This window comes from Candidatus Njordibacter sp. Uisw_002 (assembly GCF_047730155.1).
Lineage (GTDB): Bacteria > Pseudomonadota > Gammaproteobacteria > Pseudomonadales > Balneatricaceae > Njordibacter.
In genome coordinates this window covers 1,534,163-1,557,664 of record NZ_CP159832.1, presented here as the reverse complement: position 1 = coordinate 1,557,664, position 23,502 = coordinate 1,534,163, and the positions used below count along the sequence as shown (strand labels likewise).

At 43.1% G+C, this 23,502-nt stretch carries 22 protein-coding genes; 14 read left to right on the top strand and 8 right to left on the bottom strand.

What is annotated here, in order from left to right:
• The 3 genes from rmuC to ABXT42_RS07420 are packed head-to-tail and all read left to right on the top strand — an operon-like array spanning nucleotide 1 to nucleotide 2,199.
• Nucleotides 1-1,410: a DNA recombination protein RmuC gene (gene rmuC, locus ABXT42_RS07430; protein ID WP_443627516.1), complete on the top strand. Its 1,410-nt coding sequence runs from the start codon at nucleotides 1-3 to the stop codon at nucleotides 1,408-1,410.
• The gene (locus ABXT42_RS07425) at nucleotides 1,400-1,948 is read left to right on the top strand and encodes a cupin domain-containing protein (RefSeq protein WP_443627515.1); all 549 of its coding nucleotides are present in this window, start codon (nucleotides 1,400-1,402) and stop codon (nucleotides 1,946-1,948) included. Before rmuC ends, ABXT42_RS07425 begins: the two co-directional genes overlap by 11 nt.
• A gap of 8 nt (nucleotides 1,949-1,956) precedes the next feature.
• Nucleotides 1,957-2,199: a glutaredoxin family protein gene (locus ABXT42_RS07420; protein WP_443627514.1), complete on the top strand. Its 243-nt coding sequence runs from the start codon at nucleotides 1,957-1,959 to the stop codon at nucleotides 2,197-2,199.
• On the opposite strand, the gene ABXT42_RS07415 is transcribed toward ABXT42_RS07420, so the two are convergent.
• Nucleotides 2,196-3,011, bottom strand: coding sequence for a TatD family hydrolase (locus tag ABXT42_RS07415; RefSeq protein WP_443627513.1), 816 nt, complete (start codon nucleotides 3,009-3,011; stop codon nucleotides 2,196-2,198). The two genes, ABXT42_RS07420 and ABXT42_RS07415, sit on opposite strands and share 4 nt — an antisense overlap.
• Before the next feature lie 263 nt (nucleotides 3,012-3,274).
• Between ABXT42_RS07415 and ABXT42_RS07410 the strand changes: the two genes are divergently transcribed.
• Complete coding sequence (locus ABXT42_RS07410; protein ID WP_443627512.1) at nucleotides 3,275-5,176, top strand: ATP-binding cassette domain-containing protein; 1,902 nt, start codon at nucleotides 3,275-3,277, stop codon at nucleotides 5,174-5,176.
• A gap of 3 nt (nucleotides 5,177-5,179) precedes the next feature.
• On the opposite strand, the gene ABXT42_RS07405 is transcribed toward ABXT42_RS07410, so the two are convergent.
• Complete coding sequence (locus ABXT42_RS07405; RefSeq protein WP_443627511.1) at nucleotides 5,180-5,608, bottom strand: universal stress protein; 429 nt, start codon at nucleotides 5,606-5,608, stop codon at nucleotides 5,180-5,182.
• 146 nt (nucleotides 5,609-5,754) lie between these two features.
• Here ABXT42_RS07405 and ABXT42_RS07400 point away from each other — a divergent pair, with 146 nt between their 5' ends.
• From ABXT42_RS07400 to ABXT42_RS07380, 5 genes are all read left to right on the top strand, one after another.
• Complete coding sequence (locus ABXT42_RS07400) at nucleotides 5,755-6,279, top strand: hypothetical protein (RefSeq protein ID WP_443627510.1); 525 nt, start codon at nucleotides 5,755-5,757, stop codon at nucleotides 6,277-6,279.
• 141 nt (nucleotides 6,280-6,420) lie between these two features.
• Nucleotides 6,421-8,598: a fatty acid oxidation complex subunit alpha FadB gene (fadB, locus tag ABXT42_RS07395; protein ID WP_443627509.1), complete on the top strand. Its 2,178-nt coding sequence runs from the start codon at nucleotides 6,421-6,423 to the stop codon at nucleotides 8,596-8,598.
• A gap of 14 nt (nucleotides 8,599-8,612) precedes the next feature.
• A complete protein-coding gene (gene fadA, locus ABXT42_RS07390; RefSeq protein ID WP_443627508.1) occupies nucleotides 8,613-9,788 on the top strand; it encodes an acetyl-CoA C-acyltransferase FadA in 1,176 nt (391 codons plus the stop codon).
• 226 nt (nucleotides 9,789-10,014) lie between these two features.
• Nucleotides 10,015-12,738 (top strand): type I DNA topoisomerase, encoded by a 2,724-nt coding sequence (topA, locus tag ABXT42_RS07385; protein WP_443627507.1) that lies wholly within the window; start codon nucleotides 10,015-10,017, stop codon nucleotides 12,736-12,738.
• A gap of 4 nt (nucleotides 12,739-12,742) precedes the next feature.
• Nucleotides 12,743-13,270, top strand: coding sequence for a hypothetical protein (locus ABXT42_RS07380; RefSeq protein ID WP_443627506.1), 528 nt, complete (start codon nucleotides 12,743-12,745; stop codon nucleotides 13,268-13,270).
• A 16-nt stretch (nucleotides 13,271-13,286) separates the two neighbouring features.
• On the opposite strand, the gene ABXT42_RS07375 is transcribed toward ABXT42_RS07380, so the two are convergent.
• Nucleotides 13,287-13,988 carry a hypothetical protein gene (locus tag ABXT42_RS07375; protein ID WP_443627505.1) on the bottom strand — a complete coding sequence of 234 codons (702 nt, stop codon included), beginning with the start codon at nucleotides 13,986-13,988 and terminating at the stop codon, nucleotides 13,287-13,289.
• A 207-nt stretch (nucleotides 13,989-14,195) separates the two neighbouring features.
• Here ABXT42_RS07375 and ABXT42_RS07370 point away from each other — a divergent pair, with 207 nt between their 5' ends.
• Nucleotides 14,196-15,044 (top strand): ProQ/FINO family protein, encoded by an 849-nt coding sequence (locus ABXT42_RS07370; protein ID WP_443627504.1) that lies wholly within the window; start codon nucleotides 14,196-14,198, stop codon nucleotides 15,042-15,044.
• Between the two features lie 80 nt (nucleotides 15,045-15,124).
• Here the strand turns inward: ABXT42_RS07370 and trxA are convergent, their stop codons facing one another.
• Together trxA and ABXT42_RS07360 are read right to left on the bottom strand one after the other, a co-directional pair.
• The gene (trxA, locus tag ABXT42_RS07365; RefSeq protein WP_443627503.1) at nucleotides 15,125-15,451 is read right to left on the bottom strand and encodes a thioredoxin TrxA; all 327 of its coding nucleotides are present in this window, start codon (nucleotides 15,449-15,451) and stop codon (nucleotides 15,125-15,127) included.
• 134 nt (nucleotides 15,452-15,585) lie between these two features.
• Nucleotides 15,586-16,971 carry an MATE family efflux transporter gene (locus tag ABXT42_RS07360; RefSeq protein WP_443627502.1) on the bottom strand — a complete coding sequence of 462 codons (1,386 nt, stop codon included), beginning with the start codon at nucleotides 16,969-16,971 and terminating at the stop codon, nucleotides 15,586-15,588.
• Between the two features lie 76 nt (nucleotides 16,972-17,047).
• Between ABXT42_RS07360 and ABXT42_RS07355 the strand changes: the two genes are divergently transcribed.
• Nucleotides 17,048-17,623, top strand: a complete 576-nt coding sequence (locus tag ABXT42_RS07355; protein WP_443627501.1) for an elongation factor P hydroxylase — start codon at nucleotides 17,048-17,050, stop codon at nucleotides 17,621-17,623.
• On the opposite strand, the gene ABXT42_RS07350 is transcribed toward ABXT42_RS07355, so the two are convergent.
• Together ABXT42_RS07350 and ABXT42_RS07345 are read right to left on the bottom strand one after the other, a co-directional pair.
• Nucleotides 17,614-18,213: an SCO family protein gene (locus tag ABXT42_RS07350; RefSeq protein ID WP_443627500.1), complete on the bottom strand. Its 600-nt coding sequence runs from the start codon at nucleotides 18,211-18,213 to the stop codon at nucleotides 17,614-17,616. The genes ABXT42_RS07355 and ABXT42_RS07350 overlap by 10 nt on opposite strands.
• A gap of 18 nt (nucleotides 18,214-18,231) precedes the next feature.
• On the bottom strand, nucleotides 18,232-19,092 hold the full coding sequence (locus ABXT42_RS07345) for a prephenate dehydratase (RefSeq protein WP_443627499.1): 861 nt from the start codon (nucleotides 19,090-19,092) through the stop codon (nucleotides 18,232-18,234).
• A gap of 112 nt (nucleotides 19,093-19,204) precedes the next feature.
• Here ABXT42_RS07345 and trmH point away from each other — a divergent pair, with 112 nt between their 5' ends.
• The 3 genes from trmH to ABXT42_RS07330 are packed head-to-tail and all read left to right on the top strand — an operon-like array spanning nucleotide 19,205 to nucleotide 22,205.
• Nucleotides 19,205-19,918, top strand: coding sequence for a tRNA (guanosine(18)-2'-O)-methyltransferase TrmH (trmH, locus tag ABXT42_RS07340; RefSeq protein ID WP_443627498.1), 714 nt, complete (start codon nucleotides 19,205-19,207; stop codon nucleotides 19,916-19,918).
• Nucleotides 19,918-21,051, top strand: coding sequence for a 4-phosphoerythronate dehydrogenase (locus ABXT42_RS07335; protein ID WP_443627497.1), 1,134 nt, complete (start codon nucleotides 19,918-19,920; stop codon nucleotides 21,049-21,051). Before trmH ends, ABXT42_RS07335 begins: the two co-directional genes overlap by 1 nt.
• Entirely contained in the window at nucleotides 21,051-22,205 is a 1,155-nt protein-coding gene (locus ABXT42_RS07330) for an ATP-NAD kinase family protein (protein WP_443627496.1), read from the top strand. Before ABXT42_RS07335 ends, ABXT42_RS07330 begins: the two co-directional genes overlap by 1 nt.
• Here ABXT42_RS07330 and ABXT42_RS07325 read toward each other — a convergent pair.
• Nucleotides 22,185-23,399: a pyridoxal phosphate-dependent aminotransferase gene (locus ABXT42_RS07325; protein WP_443627495.1), complete on the bottom strand. Its 1,215-nt coding sequence runs from the start codon at nucleotides 23,397-23,399 to the stop codon at nucleotides 22,185-22,187. The genes ABXT42_RS07330 and ABXT42_RS07325 overlap by 21 nt on opposite strands.
• Between the last annotated feature and the right edge of the window lie 103 nt (nucleotides 23,400-23,502).

Genomic DNA, 23,502 nt, shown 5'->3' with positions numbered 1-23,502 from the left:
ATGCTGGATTATATAGCGTGGATCATTGCAGGTTTAATGACGTTGGCAGCGGTTTTTTTTGCTAGACGTCGCGCAACTGATGTTAATGTAGCTAATGAGTTAAGCAGCACTTTAAATAACGACTTAAAGGCAGCGGCAGCGCAAAAGTTAATTGATCTGCAGCTTTCCACAGCACAGCTTGAAGTTAAACATCAGCAAGCTTATGAGCAGTCACAAACTCTGGAAAACCAATTACAAGACGCCAAGCAACAAGACACCCAATTACAATCACAGCTAAGCCAAGCTAAAGTGACTAATGCAAGCTTGCAAGCCAAGCTTGATGCCCAGCATGATGCGCATCAAATACAATTACAGCAGCAAACCCAAACTAAAGAAGCTTTTGATGGCTACCTTAAACAGTTTGCAGAGTCTTCCTTGAAGCAACAAGCCAGCCAGTTATCTAGCCAAAATCAGGACCAATTAGGCCATTTACTTAATCCATTAAAACAGCAGCTGGGTGATTTTCGTAAAAAAGTGGATGATGTTTATGACAAAGACGCACGTGATAGAGCGGGTTTAACTCAGCAAATAAATAGCCTGTTAGAGCTTAATAATAAGCTCAGTAGTGATGCTATTAACCTCACCAAGGCCCTAAAAGGTGACAATAAAACCCAAGGTAATTGGGGCGAAATGGTGTTAGAACAAGTGCTTGAACAGTCTGGTCTGCGCAAAGGGCATGAATACCAAACTCAAGTGAACCTAACTCAAACTGATGGCAAACGCTTACAGCCAGATGTTGTCATACACATGCCAGAAAATAAAGATGTGGTAGTGGATTCAAAAGTCACACTGGTCGCTTACGAGCGTTATCAAAATGCACAAGATGAGGCTGAGCATAGTATCGCTTTGGCTGAACATTTAGCGTCAGTAAGGGCTCATATTAAAGGTCTAAGTGGTAAGTCGTATGAAAGTGCGCAAGGGGTTTCAAGCTTAGATTATGTGCTATTATTTATTCCCATAGAGTCTGCTTATATGTTGGCTCTGCAGGCAGATTCAGAATTATTTGTAAGTGCTATGAAAAGTAACATCATGCTGGTAAGCCCTGCTACTTTGTTAATGGTATTGCGTACCATCCACAATATTTGGCGCTATGAGCACCAAAGCCAAAATGCCAAAGAAATCTCTCGCCAAGCCGAAGAGATGCATAAGAAATTGGTCGATTTTGTGACTTCTATGGATAGTATGGGTAGTCACCTTTTGAGAGCTCAAGATGCCTATGATACGGCCCATAAACGCTTATCTTCTGGTCGGGGCAACTTGATCAATAGGGCCCAAAGCATTGTCAAGTTGGGTGGTATTCAGCCCAAAAAGGCATTGCCTGAAGCGATGATCGAACGCGCTGATGAACAGGATTCACCCGATGAGTCTTGATGTAGGTGCACGCCTTAAAGTGGTCCGTAAAAAGCGTGGCCTGTCACAACGTGAATTGGCAAAGCTTGCCGGCGTGACCAACAGTACTATTTCACTCATTGAGCAAAATCGAGTGAGCCCATCGGTAAGCTCCTTAAAAAAAGTGCTGGATGGCGTGCCTATGTCGTTACAAGCGTTTTTTGTGGAAGATATGCCAGCTCAGCAGCAAGTTTTTTACAAAAGTAGTGAGTTGCCGGATATGGGTTCAGGCAACGTGGCTATGCATTTAATAGGATATAACCACGACCCACGTAGTTTGTCTTTATTACATGAAACTTATCCACCAGGTGCTGATACTGGATCAGATATGTTGCTCCATGAAGGTGAAGAGGCAGGTATTATTATTAGTGGCTGCTTAGAAGTGACCGTGTCTGAACAAGTAGAAGTATTGCATGCAGGCGATGGTTATTATTTTAGCAGTTCACAGCCTCACCGTTTCCGCAATGTTGGAGATCAGCCGTGTGTAGTGGTCAGTGCGAACAATCCTGCCAGTGTGTAGCTAAATCCATGGCTAATAGTAAACGTCAACTCGAATTATTAGGCACATCTGGCTGTCATCTGTGTGACGATGCGCAGGCGCTATTAGCCCAATGTTTGGACTTTACGCAGGTAGATGTGATCGTAGTAGATATAGCTGAAAGTGACGAATTAATGCAGCTTTATGGCATTAAGATCCCTGTGCTGCGATGCTGCCAGAGTAATCAGGTGTTGTGTTGGCCCTTTGATTCATTGTCAGTGAGCCAGTTTTAATCCTGCCCAATTTCAAAAAAGTCATTCACGGTAGCTTCTGTTTGTTGTGCAAGCTCTTGAGGGTCTTGAACTCGATAATGTGCCACGCGTTGAAGTATATACGGCAAGTAAGCAGGCTCATTGCGACTAGATTTTGGTTTGGGGCGCATATCTTTAGGTAAAAGGTATGGCGAATCGGTTTCAAGCATGAGCCTATCGTTAGGTATTAGTTTAACGGCGCTATGCAGGTGCTCTCCACGGCGTTCATCGCAAATCCATCCAGTTATGCCAATGTGCAGATCAAGCTCTATCAGCTTTACCAAGAAGGCTTGGGTGCCGGTAAAGCAATGCACTACTGCTTTATTAAAACCACAGCGGTAATGACTAACTAGCTCTAAAAACTCATCTTGTGCATCACGCTCGTGTAAAAATAAGGGCAGCTGCAGTGCTACTGCAGCTTGTAAATGCAGTTCAAAGCTATCAAGTTGTTGTTTGGGGGTGGAAAAATTGCGATTGAAATCTAATCCCGTTTCTCCGATTGCGACCACTTTGGGATGTTGCCACAACCCAGATAATTGTTGCCATGATGCGGGATTATTTTCACTTGCATTATGTGGGTGAAAGCCAGCTGTTGCATAGCGCTCACAAGGCAAGGCATCATCTAAAGCGAGCTCGAGAGCACTCTGGCTTGTAGCCAATGTGGTGCCAGTAATGATATGGCGATGCACCCCCACTTCAAGTCCTCTTTGTAAACTTTGTTTGCGGTCTTTATCAAATCGCTCGTTAGTTAAATTGAGACCTATGTCAGTAATTTGGGTTTGTTTTAACGTCATTAATAGCGACTTCTTGTATTTTGTGGGCAAAATAATAAGGGGTTAAAAAATATATTTGCTATCACTTGTGCAGACTAAACAACTAAAGGCCATTATTGATCAATTATTTAACCCGTTGCAACGTTAATAATCATCCTTTTGCTGGTTTTGTAAGCTTTAAGTATCTGAGTGCCTATAAGAAACGTTATAATTAGTGAAGTTTAGTTGATACGTTATCCATACTATTGTAGTGGATAAATTTTGCCCTACCTTTAGGTCCTTTAATGAATTTATTACGTTTACAACAAGTCCATCTTGCTTACGGCGATGTGGCAATACTTGACGATGTCAATTTACAAATTGATGCGGGTGATCGAGTTTGTCTGATCGGTCGTAACGGGGCAGGTAAATCTAGCCTCATTAAATTACTGGTAGGCGAGCAACTACCAGACAGTGGCAATGTTTGGCGCAGCCCAGCATGTAAAATTGGTTATCTTCAACAAGACTTACCTGATCGTGAAGACTTAAGTGTAACCGAGTTAGTGGCTATGGGTATGGGCGAGGTTTACGACATTCGTAAACGCTACGACGAAATTGCCATGGGTGAACTTGATGATAAAGCCATGAAACAGTTGGAAATCGCTAGTCATCGAATTGATGAGCTGGATGGTTGGCAAATGGAAACTAAGGTCGAGCGTATTCTAACTCGCCTCAGCCTTGATGGTACGCAAGTGCTTAGTCAGTTATCAGGTGGCTGGAGAAGGCGTGTAGCTTTAGCTAGGGCACTGGTAAGCGAGCCCACCTTGTTGTTATTAGATGAGCCCACTAACCACTTAGATATTTTAGCTATTGAGTGGCTTGAGAAACAGTTGTTGGAGTTTACAGGTGCCATCATATTCATCACTCACGATCGTAGCTTTTTACAAGTATTGGCTAATAAAATTGTAGAGCTTGATCGTGGCCACTTAAACTACTTTCCAGGTGGCTATGAGCGATTTTTAGCGTATCGCGAACAACAATTGATGGAAGAAGATCGTCATAATGCATTGTTTGACAAAAAATTAGCACAAGAAGAAGTCTGGATCAGACAAGGTATTAAAGCCCGTCGCACCCGTAACGAAGGGCGTGTACGAGCACTTGAATCTCTTCGCAAAGAGCGTGGAGATCGAAGAGAGCGTCAAGGCAATGTTAAATTGCAGCATGCTCAAGCTGCTAAATCTGGCCAATTAGTTTGCGAATTAGATAACGTGAGTCATGGTTATGGTGAGCAAACGCTGATAAAAGATTTTGACTTAAGTTTGCTTAAGCTAGATCGTATCGGTTTAGTGGGTGCTAATGGTGTGGGTAAATCTACCTTACTTAAGCTTATTTTGGGTCAGTTAGAGCCTAATTCGGGTGTAATTAAGCGTGGCACCAAGTTAGAAGTGGCTTATTTTGACCAATTGCGTGACCAGCTAGACCTTACCAAAACGGTAATGGATAACCTTGCTGAAGGCCGTGAGAGTATTAGTATCAATGGTAAAGATCGTCATGTAATGAGCTATTTGGGCGACTTTTTGTTTTCCCCCAAGCGTGTTCGTAGCCCTGTGAGTAGCTTGTCAGGTGGCGAACGTAACCGACTATTGCTGGCACGTTTGTTTAGTAAACCGTCAAATATGCTGGTATTGGATGAGCCTACTAATGATTTGGATATTGAAACCTTGGAATTGTTGGAAGAAATGCTTGCCAACTACCCAGGTACAGTCTTGTTGGTAAGCCACGATCGTGCTTTCTTAGATCGCGTAGTCACCTCGTGCTTAGTGTTTGATGGGCAGGGCCATATTACTGATTCTGTCGGTGGATATAGCGATTGGGTGAGGCGTGGTGGCAGGTTGCAAGCGCCCACAGTTCAGGGAAACAGCAAACCCACAGGTATGGCAGCAACACCACTAAAAGCTAAAGAAAAAACTAAGCCAGCGGTCAAGTTGAGCTATAAAATACAGCGGGAATTAGATTTATTGCCTGGCCAAATTGAGGAGCTTGAAGCGCAGCTTGAGGCGTTGCAAATTGAAATTGGTCATGCTGATTTCTACAGCAAAGGACAAGATCATGTGAATGCTCGTCTGGCTCACTTAGAAACCCAAGAAGCTCAGCTTGAAACCTGTATGGACAGATGGTTAGAAGTTGAAGCCATGCAAGAGGGTTAGTGGTTAAACTCTAACCGCTAACACATCACAGGTGGCACCGTGAAGAATGCTGCTAGAGGTCGAGCCCAGCAATAGGGCGAGACCGTGGCGGCCATGGCTGCCTACAATGACTAGGTCTGTGCTGAGTTCATTAGCGACTTTGTGAACTTCTGTCTGAATGTGACCTGATACGAGTAACTGAGTTGCTTCACCTAAGTTGTGTTGTTGAATTAGTTCATGCATCTGTAGCTTTGCATTTTCATGCAGCTGATTTTGCACGTCAGACAAGTCCATGGGTATGTCGCCACCATAAGCGTAACTTAAAGGCTCTGCTACGTGAATAATGGTAAGCGTAGCGTTATTTTGCAAGCTTATTTTGTGTGCCTTTTGAATCACCTTGTCGGCGTCTTCGTTAAGGTCTATGGCGACTAAAATAGTATTATAAAAGCTCATATTGTATCCTCCGAAGTGTTTTGATTTTAGTATAGCATAGTAATTTTTGTCATTTTCTTGGTTTGCATTTTACTCATTAAGGATGAGTGTTTCGTGAATTTGAGTGACGTATTGCCTTTTCTCTTTTATTAAGTAGTGGAGTTGTAGTGGAAATAAAAACCTTTATCGTGCTTTTTGTATGTCTCTCTTTGGTTGGTTCTATTGCTTGGGTTATGCCTACACCACTGCAGCGGGCGCAAGCCAAAATCAGGCAGTTGGCTATGACTAAAGGCCTAAAAGTGAACGTAGGTAAACTACAGGGGCCAAGAGAGCAGGGGCAGTTAGCACCTGAAAGTCATTTAGCAACTAGCTATGGCTTACCTAAGGTCAATACACGCAATCGTTCTGATGGAATGATGGCGATCAAAAAACAGGCGTGGGAAATATTTAAAGCCAATGGGCTCAATACCAAAGGTTTACCTGCAGGTTGGTGTTGGAGTCGTGGCGAAGGCACGTTAAAGCCAGAACAACTAGCGTGCCTAGCTAATTTGGTCGAACGCTTGCCAGATGATGTCTATGCCCTAAGTGTTACGCCTATTATGGCGCATGCCTATTGGCATGAAAGATCTACACCAGGTCAGCTAAATGACTTGGAAGGTGTGCTCAAAGAGTTGATTTTAGAAGGCTTCTAGATACCCAGTATTGCTGTGGCTGCAGAGTCACGGTTGACTTTGACTCTGGCTGGTTTAAAGTGCTATTACTATTTTCAAACAAGCGTATGAATTTTATAACTAACGCTTTTATACGTCTAATTTTATCCAAGGAGTCCATGCATGATTTATGCAGGTAACGCCATTCAGGTCCAGATGCACGACCACCAATTAGCTAAGCTTACGTTTGACCTTAAAAATCAATCTGTAAATAAGCTTAATGCGGCAACTTTAGTTGAGTTGAAAGAGGCTATTGAGGCTATCAACAATGCTATTATCGGTGTGGAAGGTGTTAAAGGCCTCATGCTGACAAGCGCCAAGTCTAGTTTTATTGTGGGCGCAGATATCACTGAATTTTTGCAATTTTTTGGTGGTGAAGAGCAGGACTTGATCAATGCAAATATGCAGGTTAATGAGACTTTTTGTGCTCTTGAGGATCTACCAATACCCACCGTGTCGTTAATCAATGGTTTGGCATTGGGAGGTGGGTTTGAAGTGTGTTTAAGCACTGACTATCGCATTATGGCCACCGATGCCAAAGTAGGCCTGCCAGAAGTGAAGTTAGGTATCTTTCCAGGCTGGGGTGGCACCGTGCGTTTGCCGCGAATTATTGGCTTAGATAATGCTATTGAGTGGGTTTGTGGAGCAAAGGAAAAAAAATCTACAGTGGCTTTACATGAGGGTGCTGTTGATGCGGTTGTAGCACATGACCAATTATTAGAGGCTGGCGAGCATCTTCTTAATCAATGTATTAAAGGTGATTTAAGCTACGTTGCAAAGCGGGCAACAAAGCTTGCAAAGCTAGCTTTGGGTCCCATGGAACAGTTGATGGCCTTTGAAACGTCCAAAGGATTTGTAGCAGGTAAAGCTGGGCCGCATTACCCCAGTCCAGTTACAGCCATTAAAACCATGCAAAAGCATGCAGGCATGACTCGTGACAAAGCTTTAGTTATTGAAGCAAAAGGGTTTGCTAAAATGGCGCAAACGTCAGTAGCTGCCAATCTAGTAGGCATTTTTCTTGCAGACCAATACCTTAAACGTACAGTTAAAGCTCTGGCCAAAAAAGCCACTAAGGTAGAACAGGCGGCGGTATTAGGTGCAGGCATCATGGGCGGAGGGATTGCTTATCAATCAGCCTTTAAAGGTGTGCCTATTGTAATGAAAGACATCGCTGAGCCTGCTATTACACTAGGTTTAGATGAAGCTACAGGTATTTTAGAAAAACGCGTTGAACGTGGTCAAATGAAGCCCGCTCAGATGGCCCAAGTGTTGAATAAAATCCGTCCAACATTGAATTACGCAGATATAAAAAACGTTGATTTAGTAGTAGAAGCCGTTGTAGAAAATCCTAAAGTTAAAGGGATCGTTCTAGCTGAAATAGAAGCTCAGGTAAAACCCAGCACGGTGATTACTTCTAATACCTCTACCATTTCCATTGACCTTTTAGCTAAGAGTTTAAAAGATCCTACTCGTTTTTGTGGAATGCACTTTTTTAATCCAGTTCATAAAATGCCATTAGTTGAAGTGATTCGTGGCAGCCAAAGTAGTGAAGAAACTATTGCCACAACGGTGGCATATGCTAATGCTATGGGCAAAAAGCCCATTGTAGTCAACGACTGCCCAGGCTTTTTTGTTAATCGAGTGTTATTTCCTTATTTTGGTGGCTTTGGTCTATTGTTAGAGCAGGGGGTCAATTTTAGCCGTGTAGATAAGATTATGGAGCGTTTTGGATGGCCTATGGGGCCTGCGTATTTGCTTGATGTGGTAGGTATCGATACAGCTCACCATGCCCAAGCGGTTATGGCAGAAGGTTTCCCTGATCGTATGGCTGGCCAGGGTGAAGCTGGTGTTGATTTAATGTTTAAAGAACAGCGATTAGGTCAAAAAAATAAGCTTGGCTTTTATGCTTATGAAAAAGATAAAAAGGGCCGTCTTCAAAAACAGGTTGATGATTCGTTGGTGGAAAAGTTGGCCAGTTTGTGTGCCAATCCACAAGAGTTTACAGATGAGCAAATTATTGATTATTTGATGATTCCTTTATGTCTAGAAGTTGCTCGTTGCTTAGAAGAAAATATTATAGCCACTCCTGCAGAAGCAGATTTGGCACTTGTGTACGGTATTGGATTCCCTCCATTTTTGGGTGGCGCATTAAAGTATATGGATGCAATAGGCTTGCAGAACTTTTGTGATAAAGCCGATGCTTTGGCTGGAGTAAGCCCACTTTATAGCGTGCCCAAACAAATGCGTGAAATGGCAGCCGATGGTGAAACATTTTATAACAAGCTACAACCTGCCCACTAAATTCGGAGAAAAATATGCAATTACAAGCTAATGATATTGTTGTCGTAGACGGTGCTCGCTCTGCAATGGGGCGTTGTAAAGGGGGTGCGTTTAGAAATGTACGAGCAGAAAACTTATCTGCTGCCGTGATCGATGGACTATTTGCGCGCAACCCAGAACTTAACCCTGCCCATGTGGAAGATGTGATTTGGGGCTGTGTAAACCAAACTCTAGAACAAGGCTTTAACGTTGCTCGCAACGCGTCTTTATTAAGTGTTATTCCCCACACTGTCGCTGCTCAAACGGTCAACCGTTTGTGTGGTTCATCGATGGCCGCAATCCACACTGCAGCACAAGCAATTGCCACGGATAATGGTGATTTTTTTGTTGTTGGAGGAGTGGAGCATATGGGCCATGTTGCTATGAACCATGGTGTTGATATTAACCCTGCAGGTAGTAAACATGTAGCAAAAGCTGCCATGATGATGGGCTTAACAGCTGAGTTATTGGGTAAAATGCACGGCATAAGTCGGCAGATGCAAGATGAGTTTGCAGTTCGTTCACACAGGCTTGCCCATCAAGCTGCTGAAAACGGTGACTTTGCTCGCGAAATTATCCCTATTGAAGGGCATGACTCCCAGGGTAGGCTCATTAGAGTAGAGCGAGATGAAGTAATACGGCCAGAAACTAATCTTGAGTCTTTATCCCACTTGCGACCTGTTTTTGATCCAAAAAATGGCACAGTCACTGCGGCCACGTCGTCTGCTTTGTCAGATGGTGCTTCTGCTATGTTATTAATGTCTGGAGCTAAAGCTTTGGCTCTTGGCCTTAAACCTTTGGCCCGCATTAAAGCGATGGCAGTAGCTGGATGTGACCCTTCTATTATGGGTTATGGACCAGTGCCTGCGACTAAAAAAGCATTAAAGCGTGCAGGGTTAACGATTGAAGATATAGGTGTTGTAGAGCTTAATGAGGCCTTTGCTGCTCAGGCCCTGCCTGTGCTAAAAGATCTTAAACTCATTGACGCATTAGAAGACAAAGTTAATTTACATGGGGGAGCTATTGCTCTGGGACACCCGTTAGGCTGTTCGGGTACCCGCATTTCTGTGAGCTGTTTAACCCGCATGGAAAAACAAAACGTACAATTTGGCTTGGCCACTATGTGTATTGGCATGGGTCAAGGTATTGCGACAATATTCGAACGTTTATAGCTGTTGCTTCTAAAAATGCTACAAACTTCAATAAATTCAAAAGGCTAGTTATCTAGCCTTTTTTTATGGTGTGAGATGATATTGCTTGCTTTTTGCATCAAAAAGTGGAATTTTAAACAATAGAAGTCTTAACTAACTTGACCTTCTACCAGATGTGCCTACACTAAGGCGCCTTATAACTGTCGTAATCAATGCGACGTATACGTAACTATTGGAATGAAATTGCATGGGTAAGTCCCTCGTTATAGTGGAATCACCAGCCAAAGCCAAAACCATCAATAAATATTTAGGTACAGATTTTATTGTAAAGTCCAGTGTTGGCCATATTCGTGATTTGCCTACTAAGTCTCCTCCAGGAAGTGCTGATCCTAAGGCGCGTGCTTTGGAAGCCGCTAAAGTGCGTAGTATGGACCCAGATGACAAGGTTATTTATAAACAAGCTAGATCTCGTAAGCAGCTTGTTAGGCGTATGGGTATTGATCCAGAAAATGACTGGCGAGCAGATTATCAAATACTTCCTGGTAAAGAAAAAGTAGTTGAGGAGTTGCGCCGACTAGCCAAAGATGCAGACACAATATACCTTGCAACGGATTTGGATAGAGAGGGAGAAGCCATTGCTTGGCACCTTCGTGAAGCCATAGGCGGCGACCAAAGCCGATACCAGCGTGTTGTATTTAACGAAATTACAGAAACAGCCATTCAAACTGCCTTTGCTAACCCTGGCATATTAGACATGGATCACGTTAACGCTCAGCAAGCCAGACGTTTTCTTGATCGTGTGGTGGGCTTTATGGTGTCCCCTTTATTGTGGGCAAAGCTTGCGCGTGGATTATCAGCTGGCCGTGTTCAGTCTGTGGCTGTTAAGTTAGTTGTTGAACGAGAGCGAATTATTCGAGCTTTTGTGCCTGATGAATATTGGGAGCTTAAAGCTGATGTGGTTAATGACCAAGACAAGCCCTTGTTTTTGCAAGTGCATAAACAAAATGGTAGTGAGTTCAAACCAGTAGACCAGCAACAAAGTGATGCCGCTGTTGCTTTGCTGGAGAAACAACCGTTTGTAGTCCAGCAACGTCAAGATAAAGCTACTTCTAGCAAGCCTTCAGCACCTTATATCACATCTACCCTGCAGCAAGCGGCAAGTACTCGCCTAGGTTTTGGGGTGAAGAAAACCATGATGTTGGCACAAAGGCTTTATGAGGCGGGCTATATTACGTACATGCGTACTGACTCTACTAACCTTAGTAAAGATGCAGTTAATAATTGCCGGGATTACATTGAAAAAAGTTATGGCAAAGAGTATTTGCCAACTGACCCTATAGGATACTCTAGTAAGGATGGTGCACAAGAGGCTCACGAAGCTATAAGGCCCTCTCAGGTGGCTTTAAAGTCTACATCTTTAAGTAATATGGAGCGTGACTCGGAGCGGCTGTACGAGCTTATTTGGCGTCAATTTGTTGCATGTCAAATGCTTCCGGCGCTCTATACCAGTACTACTATCGTTGTTGAAGCAGGTGGTTTTAGTTTGCGCACACGTGGTCGAATTATGCGTTTTGATGGTTATTCTCGCGTGCAGCCCAGTGTTAGCAAAAAAGATGAAGATTTGCTCTTACCGGATGTAAGCAAGGGCGATGTACTAACGCTTAAAAAGCTTTCACCTAGTCAACACTTTACTAAATCTGCACCTCGTTTTTCTGAAGCCAGTTTGGTTAAGGAATTGGAAAAGCAAGGCATCGGCAGACCTTCAACCTATGCTAGTATCATTTCCACCATTCAGGATCGTGGATATGTGATGGTGCAAAATCGACGTTTTTATGCTGAAAAAATGGGTGATATTGTCACAGATAGGTTAGAAGAAAACTTCGCAGACCTGATGGATTATTCTTTCACCGCCAATATGGAACAGCGTTTAGATAGTGTGGCTAAAGGCGAAACTGACTGGAAACGCCTATTAAATGTTTTCTATAAAGCTTTTAGTCGTAAATTGACTTCTGCTGAAGCAGAAGACGGCATGCGAGCTAATACTCCAACGATTACTGACATTGAGTGTCCAAGTTGTAGCAAAGCTATGAACATTCGCACTGCATCTACGGGTGTGTTTTTAGGGTGCTCAGGCTATGCTCTTCCACCCAAGGAACGCTGTAAAGAAACCATTAACCTAGTCTCTGGAGACGAAGTAGTGGCAGTAGATGCGGATGATGAAGCAGAGTCACGTTTACTCATTAAGAAGCGTCGTTGCAAAGTGTGTGATACTGCAATGGATGGTTATTTAATTGATGCACAGCGCAAGTTACACGTGTGTGGTAATAACCCAGATTGTAGTGGCTTTGAAGTAGAAGCGGGTGAGTATCGTATTAAAGGCTATGATGGGCCGCTGATTCAGTGCGATAAGTGTGACGCTGATATGCATTTAAAAACTGGACGCTTTGGCAAATATTTTGATTGCGCCAATGCTGAATGTAAAAACACACGCAAGTTATTGCGCAGTGGTGAAGCTGCACCGCCAAAAATGGATCCGATCCCTATGCCAGAATTAGCATGCGACAAAGTGGATGACCATTATATATTGCGTGATGGAGCTGCAGGTTTATTCTTAGCTGCAAGTAAATTCCCGAAAAACCGTGAAACTCGTGCACCTTTGCTGGCTGAAATTTTGCCCCATAAAGATGCCCTAGATCCTAAATATGCTTTTTTACTTAAAGCTCCAGTGAAAGATCACGAAGGCAACCCTTCTATTGTTCGCTATAGTCGTAAGACTAAAGAGCAGTATGTGATGACTGAAATAGAAAAGAAAGCTTCGGGTTGGCGCGCTATGTATGTAGGTGATAAGTGGGTTGAAGAAGTTCCAGTTAAAAAAGTTCCAGTTAAAAAGGTCGCTGCTAAAAAAGCTACTAAAAAGCCAGCTAAAAAAGCAGTTAAAAAAGCGCCTGCTAAACCTGTAGCAGCGAAATAATACTATGGCAGTTCAAGATCAATGGTTAAAAGCCAGTCAACACCGACTGGCTTTTGGCAAATGCTTATGGCAAGACCTGCTCACTCAGTACGGCAACAACGAAGATATACATTACTGGCGGCAGCGGCCAAAGCGCATGGCTTATCAATATGCCATCGTGGACCACTTACTTAGTGCGGCAAAATACCTGGCTCAGGCTAGTTTGAAGCAGTTAGCTAATACTCGTTTTGATGATATTAATTTACTCACCTGGTCAGATATTGAAGCTTTGTTAATAAAGCAGGATTATTTGTCCCCAGAAGCCCAGCAAATATTAGTCTTGTTACAAGAAGGTGATTGGGCGCATTGGATTGCACTGCAAGGCCAAGCTGATTTTAGTATTACACCTAGGTTACAAGGTCCATCTGAACAGTTAATTACTACTCAAAACATCGACGATTTAACTGATCCAGATCATTGGCCTGTAAAGGGCTGGCTTGATGCGCTGGAAGCTTTGCAAACGTCTATCAGACACTCTATGCAAGAGTGGTGATGTAAAAAAGGGGGTTTTAAGAGTCAGACTTTAATTGATCTAATACAGCCATAGTCTGTGGATCTTGTTTCTTAATATTAATGGCAACTGTATATTGAAAATAATTGACGAAATCTTCAGATTCATCACAAGCTACTAAACAGTCATCACCTACCAGTACAGGCCAGCGCTCCACCCGTTCAGCATCTACCATCAACGCTTGAATACGTCCATCACTATGAAGGCGCCAACTAAACACTTCGCTCATCCAGAAGTGATCAAAATTATCAGCAGTAAATACAGCATGGGTGCCACAAGTGTCAGATAACTCTTGTACCACAAACACTGTTCCATCTTCTTCAAAGTCAAAGTAATCAGCAGCGCTAATAAGCTCGATGCATTTGTGTTCTGGAACTTGGGGCATAGTTTGGTCTAGTCCAGGGTCATAGTAACCTTGAAAAAAACCTTTATTAGGGCAGTTAAGCTCGTAGCAAATGATTAGTTCATCAAACCATGGAATCATGCCGGCAAAAGAACCGTCATCAAGTAAAGCCCAAAATAAAATGCTGACAGAAAAAAGCTCTTGGCCTACTTTTGGATGGCCATGCTCGTTGGAGTAGAGCACTTCAAAACCGTCTAGTTCTGGCGCTAATCGAATCACCTTAGGGTGATGTTGGTTTTGGCGTTCGCGGCCGCTAAAAAGATCAATGACTTTGGCACTGGGAATTACAGTAGACATGGCATATCCTCTAAAAAAACCGATAATAACGATATGTTAGGCAGATAATGTGCAACTTATAGATAGAGTATAGGCAAGGATTGAAGGTTTCTGCAAGTACGACGCTCAAGTTAGTGTAAAAGTCGCAAACCTATAGCTCTCGGCTCAATCAATAGGTACAATACTTAACGTTATGAAAAGACGTATGTTTAATAGTGAAAGATGAGAATGACTGATTCTAAACTGAAAAATTTAGGTACATTAGAGCTTACTCAAAAGCTTTCAGAACGTATTAAAACACAACAAAATCTTCTGATACGGCAACAGCAGCACGTTGATACTCTAAGGCAAGAGCACCAACAATTAAAGCAGCAAGTTGAGCAGGGCCGCAGTCAGATATTTATAGATAATCAAAATCAAGACATTATGACCAGCACTAGCGAACTACCTATAACACAAGAAACTTCTACTTTGGTGCAAACCGAGCTTCCAGAAACAACTAGCTCATTAGTTGCTGAGCCAGTGACATCTGAATCAGCTACATCTGGACAAGTGGTGCCTGAAATCACTGCAGCTGAACGTAAAAAAGCTAAAAGTCGAGCCGCAAATCGGGCGGCAGTTGAATTGATTTGTGAAACTTACCCACAAACTTTTTGTTTTGCTAAGCCTAGGCCGCTGAAGATTGGCATACAAGAAGATTTGGTTGCTGATGGAAAACTAAGTCAAACCAAGATTAAGCGGGGACTAGCAAGTTACGTGCGAGCTTTTGGTTATTTGAAATCGCAAACAGACGCTGCGCCACGCATTAATTTGCTAGGTGAAGCGCAAGGTGCTGTAACGGCTGATGAAGCCGCGCATGCCCTGACTAAATTGCCAGCGCCTCGTAAGCCTAATAAACCTCGGCCAAGTGCTAAAAAGCGCCCTGAGCAAGTGTATAGCAAACCCAAGCGCACTGAAGCTCCTAAAAGTCACAAGCCGCAGCCAAAGATTGAAAAAGCCCCAAGCCCATTTGATGGCCTAAATGAAGGCCAGCGCATGGCAACTAAGCTGGACTTATTGCTTAAGAAGAATAAGTAATAGACGTAACATTATTTAAGCTTATGTTAGACCTAAAAAAACCGAGCATTGCTCGGTTTTTTTATAGCTTAGATAATCGATTAAGTGTTGTCAGAGATAAACGCCAACAAGTCAGACTTAGCTAAAGCGCCTACTTTAGTGCCTGCAACTTCACCATTTTTAAACAATATTAATGTAGGGATGCCGCGCACACCATAGCGAGCTGCAGTTTCGCTGTTTTCATCAACGTTGATTTTACATACCTTAACGCTACCTTCAAATTCAGCGGCCACGTCTTCTAAAATAGGTGCGATCATCTTACATGGTCCGCACCACGGTGCCCAAAAGTCTAGCAATACAGGCACATCTGCATTGGCAACGTCTAGGTCAAATGTAGCATCTGTTACAGCGTGAGTTAGTTCGCTCATAATCTTCTCTTAATTGGTTTGTTTGCGACTATGATACGTGATTTTTTCATAAAACTCAGTAGCATTAAGCCAACAATAGGGTAGTTTTTTATTTGTCGATACGCTAATCAATGTAGTGCATAAATTCAACACATCTAAGTAGCGACCGGTAATGGTTTTCTAAGCACTCGCCATAGACGTAGGCTCAATAAAACTGCTGCGACACTTAAACCAAAAATAATACCAATCCAAAATCCAGCGGGGCCCATCGCTGGGTATATGATGTCTGTCATCCCTAATACATAACCTAAGGGCAGGCCAGTAAGCCAGTATGAAATAAAGATAAGTAATAGGGGTTTAGCAGTGTCTTTAAATCCTCTTAAAGCACCATTAGCTGCAATCTGCACCGCATCTGATAATTGAAATAAGGCTGCAAAAATGAACAAACTAGCAGCAATTTCTACTACTACAGGCTCTGTCGTGTAGATGCCAGCTAAGGTCAGGGGAAGCATGAGCATAGTTAAGCAGGTTAAACTCGATAAACCTAACGCCAGGCCAAAGCCTACAAGCACTGAGCGTTTGACTTGGTTGGGTAGGTTGCCTCCAATGCCGTGACCTACACGAATGGTCATCGCCATGCCGATGCTTAGTGGGATGATAAAGCACAAGCTGGTAAAGTTTAAAACCAGTTGATGTGCTGCCACAATATCAGCCCCTAAAGGGGCTAACAATAAAGCTACTATGGCAAACATGGTCGCTTCAATAAAAATAGAAAAACCAATGGGTAAGCCCACTTTTAAAATAGTAAGTTGCGTGGTCAATTTTGGCCAATCAAATCGTGTAAACATAGCACACTGGTGATAAACCGGTTTGGCATATACATAACATGCCATGCCAATGACACTGATCCACATGCTTATAGTAGTGGCCCAGCCACAGCCTACGCCACCCATTTCTGGGACACCAAAATGCCCATTAATAAAAATATAGTTCATAGGTATATTTATAATTAAGCCTAATAAACTAAAATACATCAAAGGTTTAGTGATGCCTAAACCTTCGCTAAAGCTACGTAGGCTTTGCATAAGCGCCATAGCAGGTAAGCTCCAAGCGGCTGCATGCAAATACCCCAAACCAATGCTCTTAATAGGGTCCTCAATATCCAGCAAATCAAATAGTGGATCTATGGTGTATAACAGTGCGACTGCTAAAATACTTAACAGTACCGCTAACCATAATGATTGCTGCACGAATGGGCCAATCAATTTGAGTCTTTTGGAGCCAAAGTGTTGTGACACTGTAGGGGTTGTCGCCATAAGAATGCCGATCATTAAAATCATCACTGGGAAGAGAATGCTAGAACCTACGGCAACGGCAGCTAGGTCTGCAGAGCTATAACGTCCAGCCATCACTGTGTCTACAAAGCTTGCGCTCATGTGTAATGCTTCAGCAATAAGTATTGGGGTGCCCAAGCGTAAGAATTGGCGTAACTCTTGCCCCATGGCTTTGGTGCTATATGTATGGCCTATTGTTTGAGGCATTAAATGATCACAGTGTTGGCTAAAAAAAAGATGAGCTATAATAGCTCCTTTGTCCATTTTCATCCATGATTAACTAATGCTTAAACACACACAATGCCAGTGCCAAATAATAATTACTTTGTTTGATGAACTGTTTTTGCACTCACATAATACCCAGCTCTTATGCGCCTTATGTGATGGACGCTATGGTGAAGCAGATGAGCCAGTGTATGAGCCTGCTAATGCGGTTCACAGCCATCACCAGTTGGTGTTTGCCCATGGCTATTTCTCTAGTGCGTTACACGAAATCTCTCACTGGTGCTTAGCGGGCAGTAGCAGGCGATTATTAGAAGACTTTGGTTATTGGTATCAACCTGATGGGCGCAGCGCACTTGAGCAAGCAGAGTTTGAAAAAGTGGAAATCAAGCCGCAAGCTATAGAGTGGTTGTTGAGCTTGGCTAGTAAAACAGTATTTGTGGCCAGTGCTGACAATTTATCGGGTGAGCAGTGTGATGACGTGGCGTTTAGGTTAGCGCTTTCTGCTCAGGCGCGCTGTTATCTTTCCAATGGATTGCCCGATCGCGCAGCCTTGTTACTATCAACGCTGCAGCGAAAATTTGGTGGCCAAGTCAGCCTTGATCAACTTTACTGGCCTGAAGAAGCTTATAAATGAGATTTAAGTAATGCAATGATCTCATCTACTGGGGTTCCATGAGCAATGGCGCTAATGAGCTGGCCTTCTTGTCCTATAAGATAAATTCTAGAAGTATGATCCACTGTGTAGCCTAAAGCTGAGCCTTCTAGGGGAATAAATGTGTAATATGAGCCGTAGCTTTTAACCACTTGGTCAATTTGTTCTGTGCTACCAGTAATGCCTAACATTCTTGGATGAAAGTAAGCGCTATATTTTGCTAAATTATCCAAAGTGTCACGCTTGGGATCTACACTGATAAATAAAGGTTGGATTTGAGCTTCTAAATCTTTCGGTAATGCACGCATGCTGGCAGCAATAAAAGATAATGCAGTAGGGCAAACATCTGGGCATGAAGTAAAACCAAAGTACATTAACACCAGCTTGCCGCGATAATCCTCCAGTTTCACTTGCCCCTCCAAACTCTCCAATACAAAGTCGCCACCTAGATTCGTATAACCTTTATTTACTGCACTTTGTTGTGTCCATGGAGTGTATTTTGCTAATAGAAGTCCAGCAGAAAAAAGCACAACTAGAGCGATAGCATAGAGAAACTTGTTGGATGTTGACATGAGCTAGGTTCCGATGGTTTAGGTGTTTAAAGAGCGGTAATCACTGGCAATATAAGTGCCAAGCATGCGAATATCTTTGGCAAAGTATGCTAGATCATCCATTGCTAAGGCCATGTTGTCATCATTGGGGTGTGCTTCAACATCGATGTGAAACTGAGTCGCCACCATGCGCCCGTCTGGGGTGTAGCTTTCTAGTTTGATGATGTTAACGCTGTTAGTTGCAAATCCTCCCATAGCCTTATAAAGACTGGAGGGAATGTTACGCACAGTAAATAAGAATGATGTAATGTATTTTTGGCCCTTCACTTGTGTAGGTATTTTGTGCTCACGAGATAAGATTAAAAAGCGTGTGGTATTGCCTTTCATATCTTGAAATTCTTCTTGTAAAATCTCTAAATCATATAGCGTGGCAGCCAAGCTTGAGGCTATAGCTCCATGGCTTGGGTCACCTTTTTGGCTCACACTAAGAGCCGCACCTGCGGTGTCTAAAGTGGCCATAGGGCTTATATTGAGCTTTGTAAGACGTTTATTACATTGTGCCAACGCTTGTGGGTGAGAGCCTACAGTTTTGATCTGGTCTATGGTGCTGTTTTTTAAACCTAATAAACAGTGATTAACAGGCTCGTAATGCTCACCGATGACAAATAACGAAGTGTGAGGCAATTTGCGATATATTTCTTCCACACGGCCTGCAGTAGAGTTTTCTACGGGTATCATAGCTATATTAGCTTCGCCTCGCTCCACCATTGCCATAGCCGCATCAAAGGTCATGCATGCATGAGCTTCAAGTTCAGGAAATACCCGTTGACAGGACAAGTGAGAATAAGCCCCTTGGTGACCTTGGTATGCGATAATAGGTGTTGCGTTTTTTTGTGTCATTGAATTGGTGTGGAAAATAAAGGTGAACACTAATTGTAAGTCCAGTGTAACAAATCTAGCTAATAAATTGGTATCATTAGAGGCTGATAAATTACTCATTTGCTGGAAATATATGACACCAGTTCGTTTGGTAAAATATAAAACCACGCTGGCTAAGCGCCAGCTTGATTTGACCATTATTACAGACCAAGTAAATAAGGGGCAAAATATTGCAGCCCTCATTCGCACTTGTGATGCTGTAGGAGTGCATAATGCCCATGTGGTCACCCCAAAAGGTGGTTTTAGGGAGCACAAGCGCACAGCTCGCGGCAGTCAGAAATGGGTTAACGTAGTGCCCCATGACACCATTGACAGTGCGATACAGCTTGCTAAGCAACAAGGTATGCAGCTAGTATCAGCTCACTTTAGCGACCAAGCCGTAGATTATCGTGAGTTAGATTACACAGTGCCCACGGCACTTATACTAGGTGCAGAAATGCACGGTGTTAGTGCCAAAGCACTAGTAGCCTCAGATCATCAGGTGGTGATCCCTATGTTGGGTATGGTTCACTCATTTAACGTGTCTGTTGCGGCTGCCGTTATATTGCTTGAAGCCCAGCGGCAAAGAGCCCTAAGCGGTAGTTATGACAAACCACAAATTAGAGGTGCGCAATATGATCAAACATTATTTCGTTGGAGTCACCCCAAAGTAGCCGATTTTTGCCATCAACATGGTCTAGCCTATCCCTCTATGGATGAACACGGCGAAATTGTAAATTTGAATCAATGGTATGCCAATGCTTTACAGAAAAACGCACAGGCACCGCCAGAAAAGGGAATAAATTAATGGGATTAATTAATTTAGTTGTCGATGAGAATATTTTGTTGTTAGATGAGCTTTTTGGCGATCTAGCAAGTATTACACGGGTTGATGGGCGCTCTATTACCAAAGAGCAAGTCGCTAATGCAGATGCTTTAGTATTGCGTTCTACTGCCAAGGTTACTGCTAAGCTACTGGCAGGTAGCAAGGTTCAATTCGTAGGCACCTGCACTATTGGTGTGGATCATTTGGACACAAACTATATGGATGCCAACGATATCATCTGGCGCAATGCACCTGGGTGTAACGCCGCAGGAGTAGGTGATTATGTAATCGCTTGTCTTAACCATGCGTGGCAAACATTAGACATTGACCCCAGACAACAAACCATTGGTATTGTGGGCGCTGGAAATGTAGGCGGGCGACTAGCGCAGCGGCTCATTAATGCGGGCTTTGATCTGCTGCAATGTGACCCACTTAGAGCGGATGCTGGACAAGAAGGTTATGTTGCATTAGATGAGTTGTTATCGCGTTGCCAAATCATATGTTTACATGCCCCGCTTACTAAAGCTGGTGAGCATGCCACTGAAAACTTATTACACGAAGCTCGGATTAAAAGCTTACGTAAAGGCACCGTGTTAATTAGCGCCGGCAGGGGTGAGGTAGTTGACCAGGCGGCGCTACTTATGCGCCAACAAGAGTTTAATGATTTACACTTATTTATGGATGTATGGCATCAAGAGCCTCATATAGATAGAGGGCTATTTGACTACTGTCACTGTGTTACTCCCCACATAGCAGGTCATTCGTTGGAAGGTAAGATGCGGGGTACCTACATGATTTATGAAGATCTTTGTAAGCATTTTTCCTTACCAATAAAGCACAGCTTAGACGATTTAATTCCCAAGCCTGCCCTTGAAGAAATAGTCCTTAATTCTAATTTAACGACCAAAGAATGTTTGTTAGCTGCATGTGATAGTGTTTATCCGTTAATGGAGGACGATGCACGCATGCGCAAAACCAGTGACTTTGATCTGCTGCGTAAAACCTATCCGGTTAGGCGTGAATTCGCTAGTTTGCAGTTACACGGTATTAATGAATCTAAATGTGCAGCGTTATTGGGTGGTTTAGGCTTTAATGTTAATAAGGAATCTAACTAATGACATTTAATGTTGGTTTAGTGATCAACCCGCTGGCGGGTCTAGGAGGGAGTGTAGGGCTAAAGGGCAGTGATAACGTAGCTGAGCAAGCCTTAGCCCTTGGTGCTGTGCCTAAGGCTAATATCCGCTGTTTGGAAGCCTTGTCCCAGTTGTCAGCAATGGATGTTTGTATTTATACCTTTGCAGGTGATATGGGTGAAAACTGTGCTCTTCAAGCGGGTATTATTACGCATGTTGTTGGTCAAGCTAAAACACAGCCATCTACTGCTTCAGATACTATTGAAGCAGCTCAAACCTTGTTAAAAAAAGGCGTAGACTTGTTGGTCTTTGTAGGTGGTGATGGAACTGCTAGAGACCTGTTGCAAGCGATAGGGGATCAGGTGCCTGTTGTGGGTATACCAGCAGGTGTAAAAATTCATTCAGGAGTGTATGGCATTACACCCACTGCAGCAGGACAAGTGATTGCCCAATTAGCTCAGGGTGAATTGGTCAGCTTACGCAGTCAACAAGTGCGAGACATAGACGAAGAAGAGTTTCGAGCAGGTAGGGTAAAGGCGCGTTATTATGGCGAGCTGCAAGTGCCTGAATCACATGAGTATATGCAAGCCACCAAAGATAGCGCAAGTGTTGGGGCTAAAGAAAATGAAGCCTTAGTATTAGATGATATAGGCGCTCATGTGGAAGAGCTTATGGAACCTGGTGTAAGGTATATTATGGGCTCTGGTTCTACCTTAGCCGCGGTAATGTCCTACTTAGGTTTAGAAAATACGTTACTAGGTGTAGATGTTATTGAAGATAAAAAGGTCATTGCTTGTGATGTGACCGCGCAGCAACTATTAGACTTATGTGAGCATCATCATTCACAGCTATTTATTACCTTGATCGGTGGCCAAGGCCATGTTTTAGGGCGTGGTAATCAACAGCTTAGTGCAAAGCTGATTAAGCATTTGGGGCTGCATAATATACATATTGTAGCCACAAAAACTAAACTTAAAGGTTTAAATGGAAGGCCGCTACTGGTTGACTCTGGTGATACAAAGCTAGATCGAGAATTAGCAGGTTTAGTGCCTGTAATATGCGGCTTTCATGATCTAGTTTTATATCCTTTAGGTAATCCAGCTATGTTGCCTAGGTTACTTGCGCAAAGTACCTAAAAAAGTAGCAATGCGTCCCACGGCTTCAATAAGCTGTTCTTCGTAAGGTAAAAAGACAATACGAAAATGCTGACTATCTGCTAAGTTAAAGCCGCTACCTTGCACCACCAATACTTTTTGTTGTGACAAAAGATCAAAAGCAAATTGTTCATCATTTTCAATATGATAGATGTCTGGATCTAAGCGTGGAAATAAATACAACGCACCCTCTGGTTTATGGCAACTTACCCCAGGCAATGCGTCCAACATTTGCCAAGCCAGATCACGCTGACGCTTCAAACGTCCCCCATCACAAGTGAGCTCTTTGATGCTTTGATAACCACCTAGAGCAGTTTGTATTGCGTACTGGCTGGGTACGTTTGAGCAAAGGCGCATACTTGCCAGCATATCTAGGCCTTGAACATAGTCTTTAGCCTTGTGTTTAGAGCCTGATATCACCATCCAACCTGAGCGAAAACCTGCTACACGATAGGTTTTAGACAAGCCATTGAAGGTTAAAAATAATACGTCACTAGCCAAGCTTGCCATGGGCGTAAATTTAGCGCCATCATAAAGAATTTTATCGTAAATTTCGTCTGCAAATATGATTAAGCTATGTTTTCGTGCCAGCTCAATAATGGCTTCAAGGGTCGCTTTAGAATAGACGGCTCCTGTGGGGTTGTTAGGGTTGATTACTACAATGCCGCGGGTTCGTTGGGTAATTTTTGCAGCCATATCGTCTAAATCTGGTTGCCAGCCGTTTGCTTCGTCACAGCGATAGTGCACGGGAGTTCCACCAGACAAGGAGGTGGAGGCCGTCCAAAGTGGATAGTCTGGCGCAGGAATAAGCATTTCATCGCCATCGTTGAGTAAGCCTTGCATAGCCATAACGATCAGCTCGCTGACGCCGTTGCCAATATAAATGTCATCTATGGTCACGTCTTTAACATGCTTTCGTTGGCATTCATGCATGACTGCTTTTCTCGCTGCAAATAGCCCTTTAGAATCGCAGTAGCCTTGGGCGTTAGGCAGATTATGAATAACATCTTGAAGGATTTCTTCAGGCGCTTCAAAGCCAAAAGGAGCAGGGTTGCCAATGTTGAGCTTAATAATGCGACTGCCTTCATCTTCTAGGCGTTTCGCTTCTTCTAGCACTGGCCCGCGAATGTCGTAGCATACGTTTATTAATTTTTGTGATTTGCGTATCATGCTCATTGACGAACTCTGTTTGATTTTATAAGTTCGACATGATAGTAAAAATCTATCACTTGTGGCAAGTTTTTTTTATTAAATTATAAGTGCGTCATAAAGAAGTGCT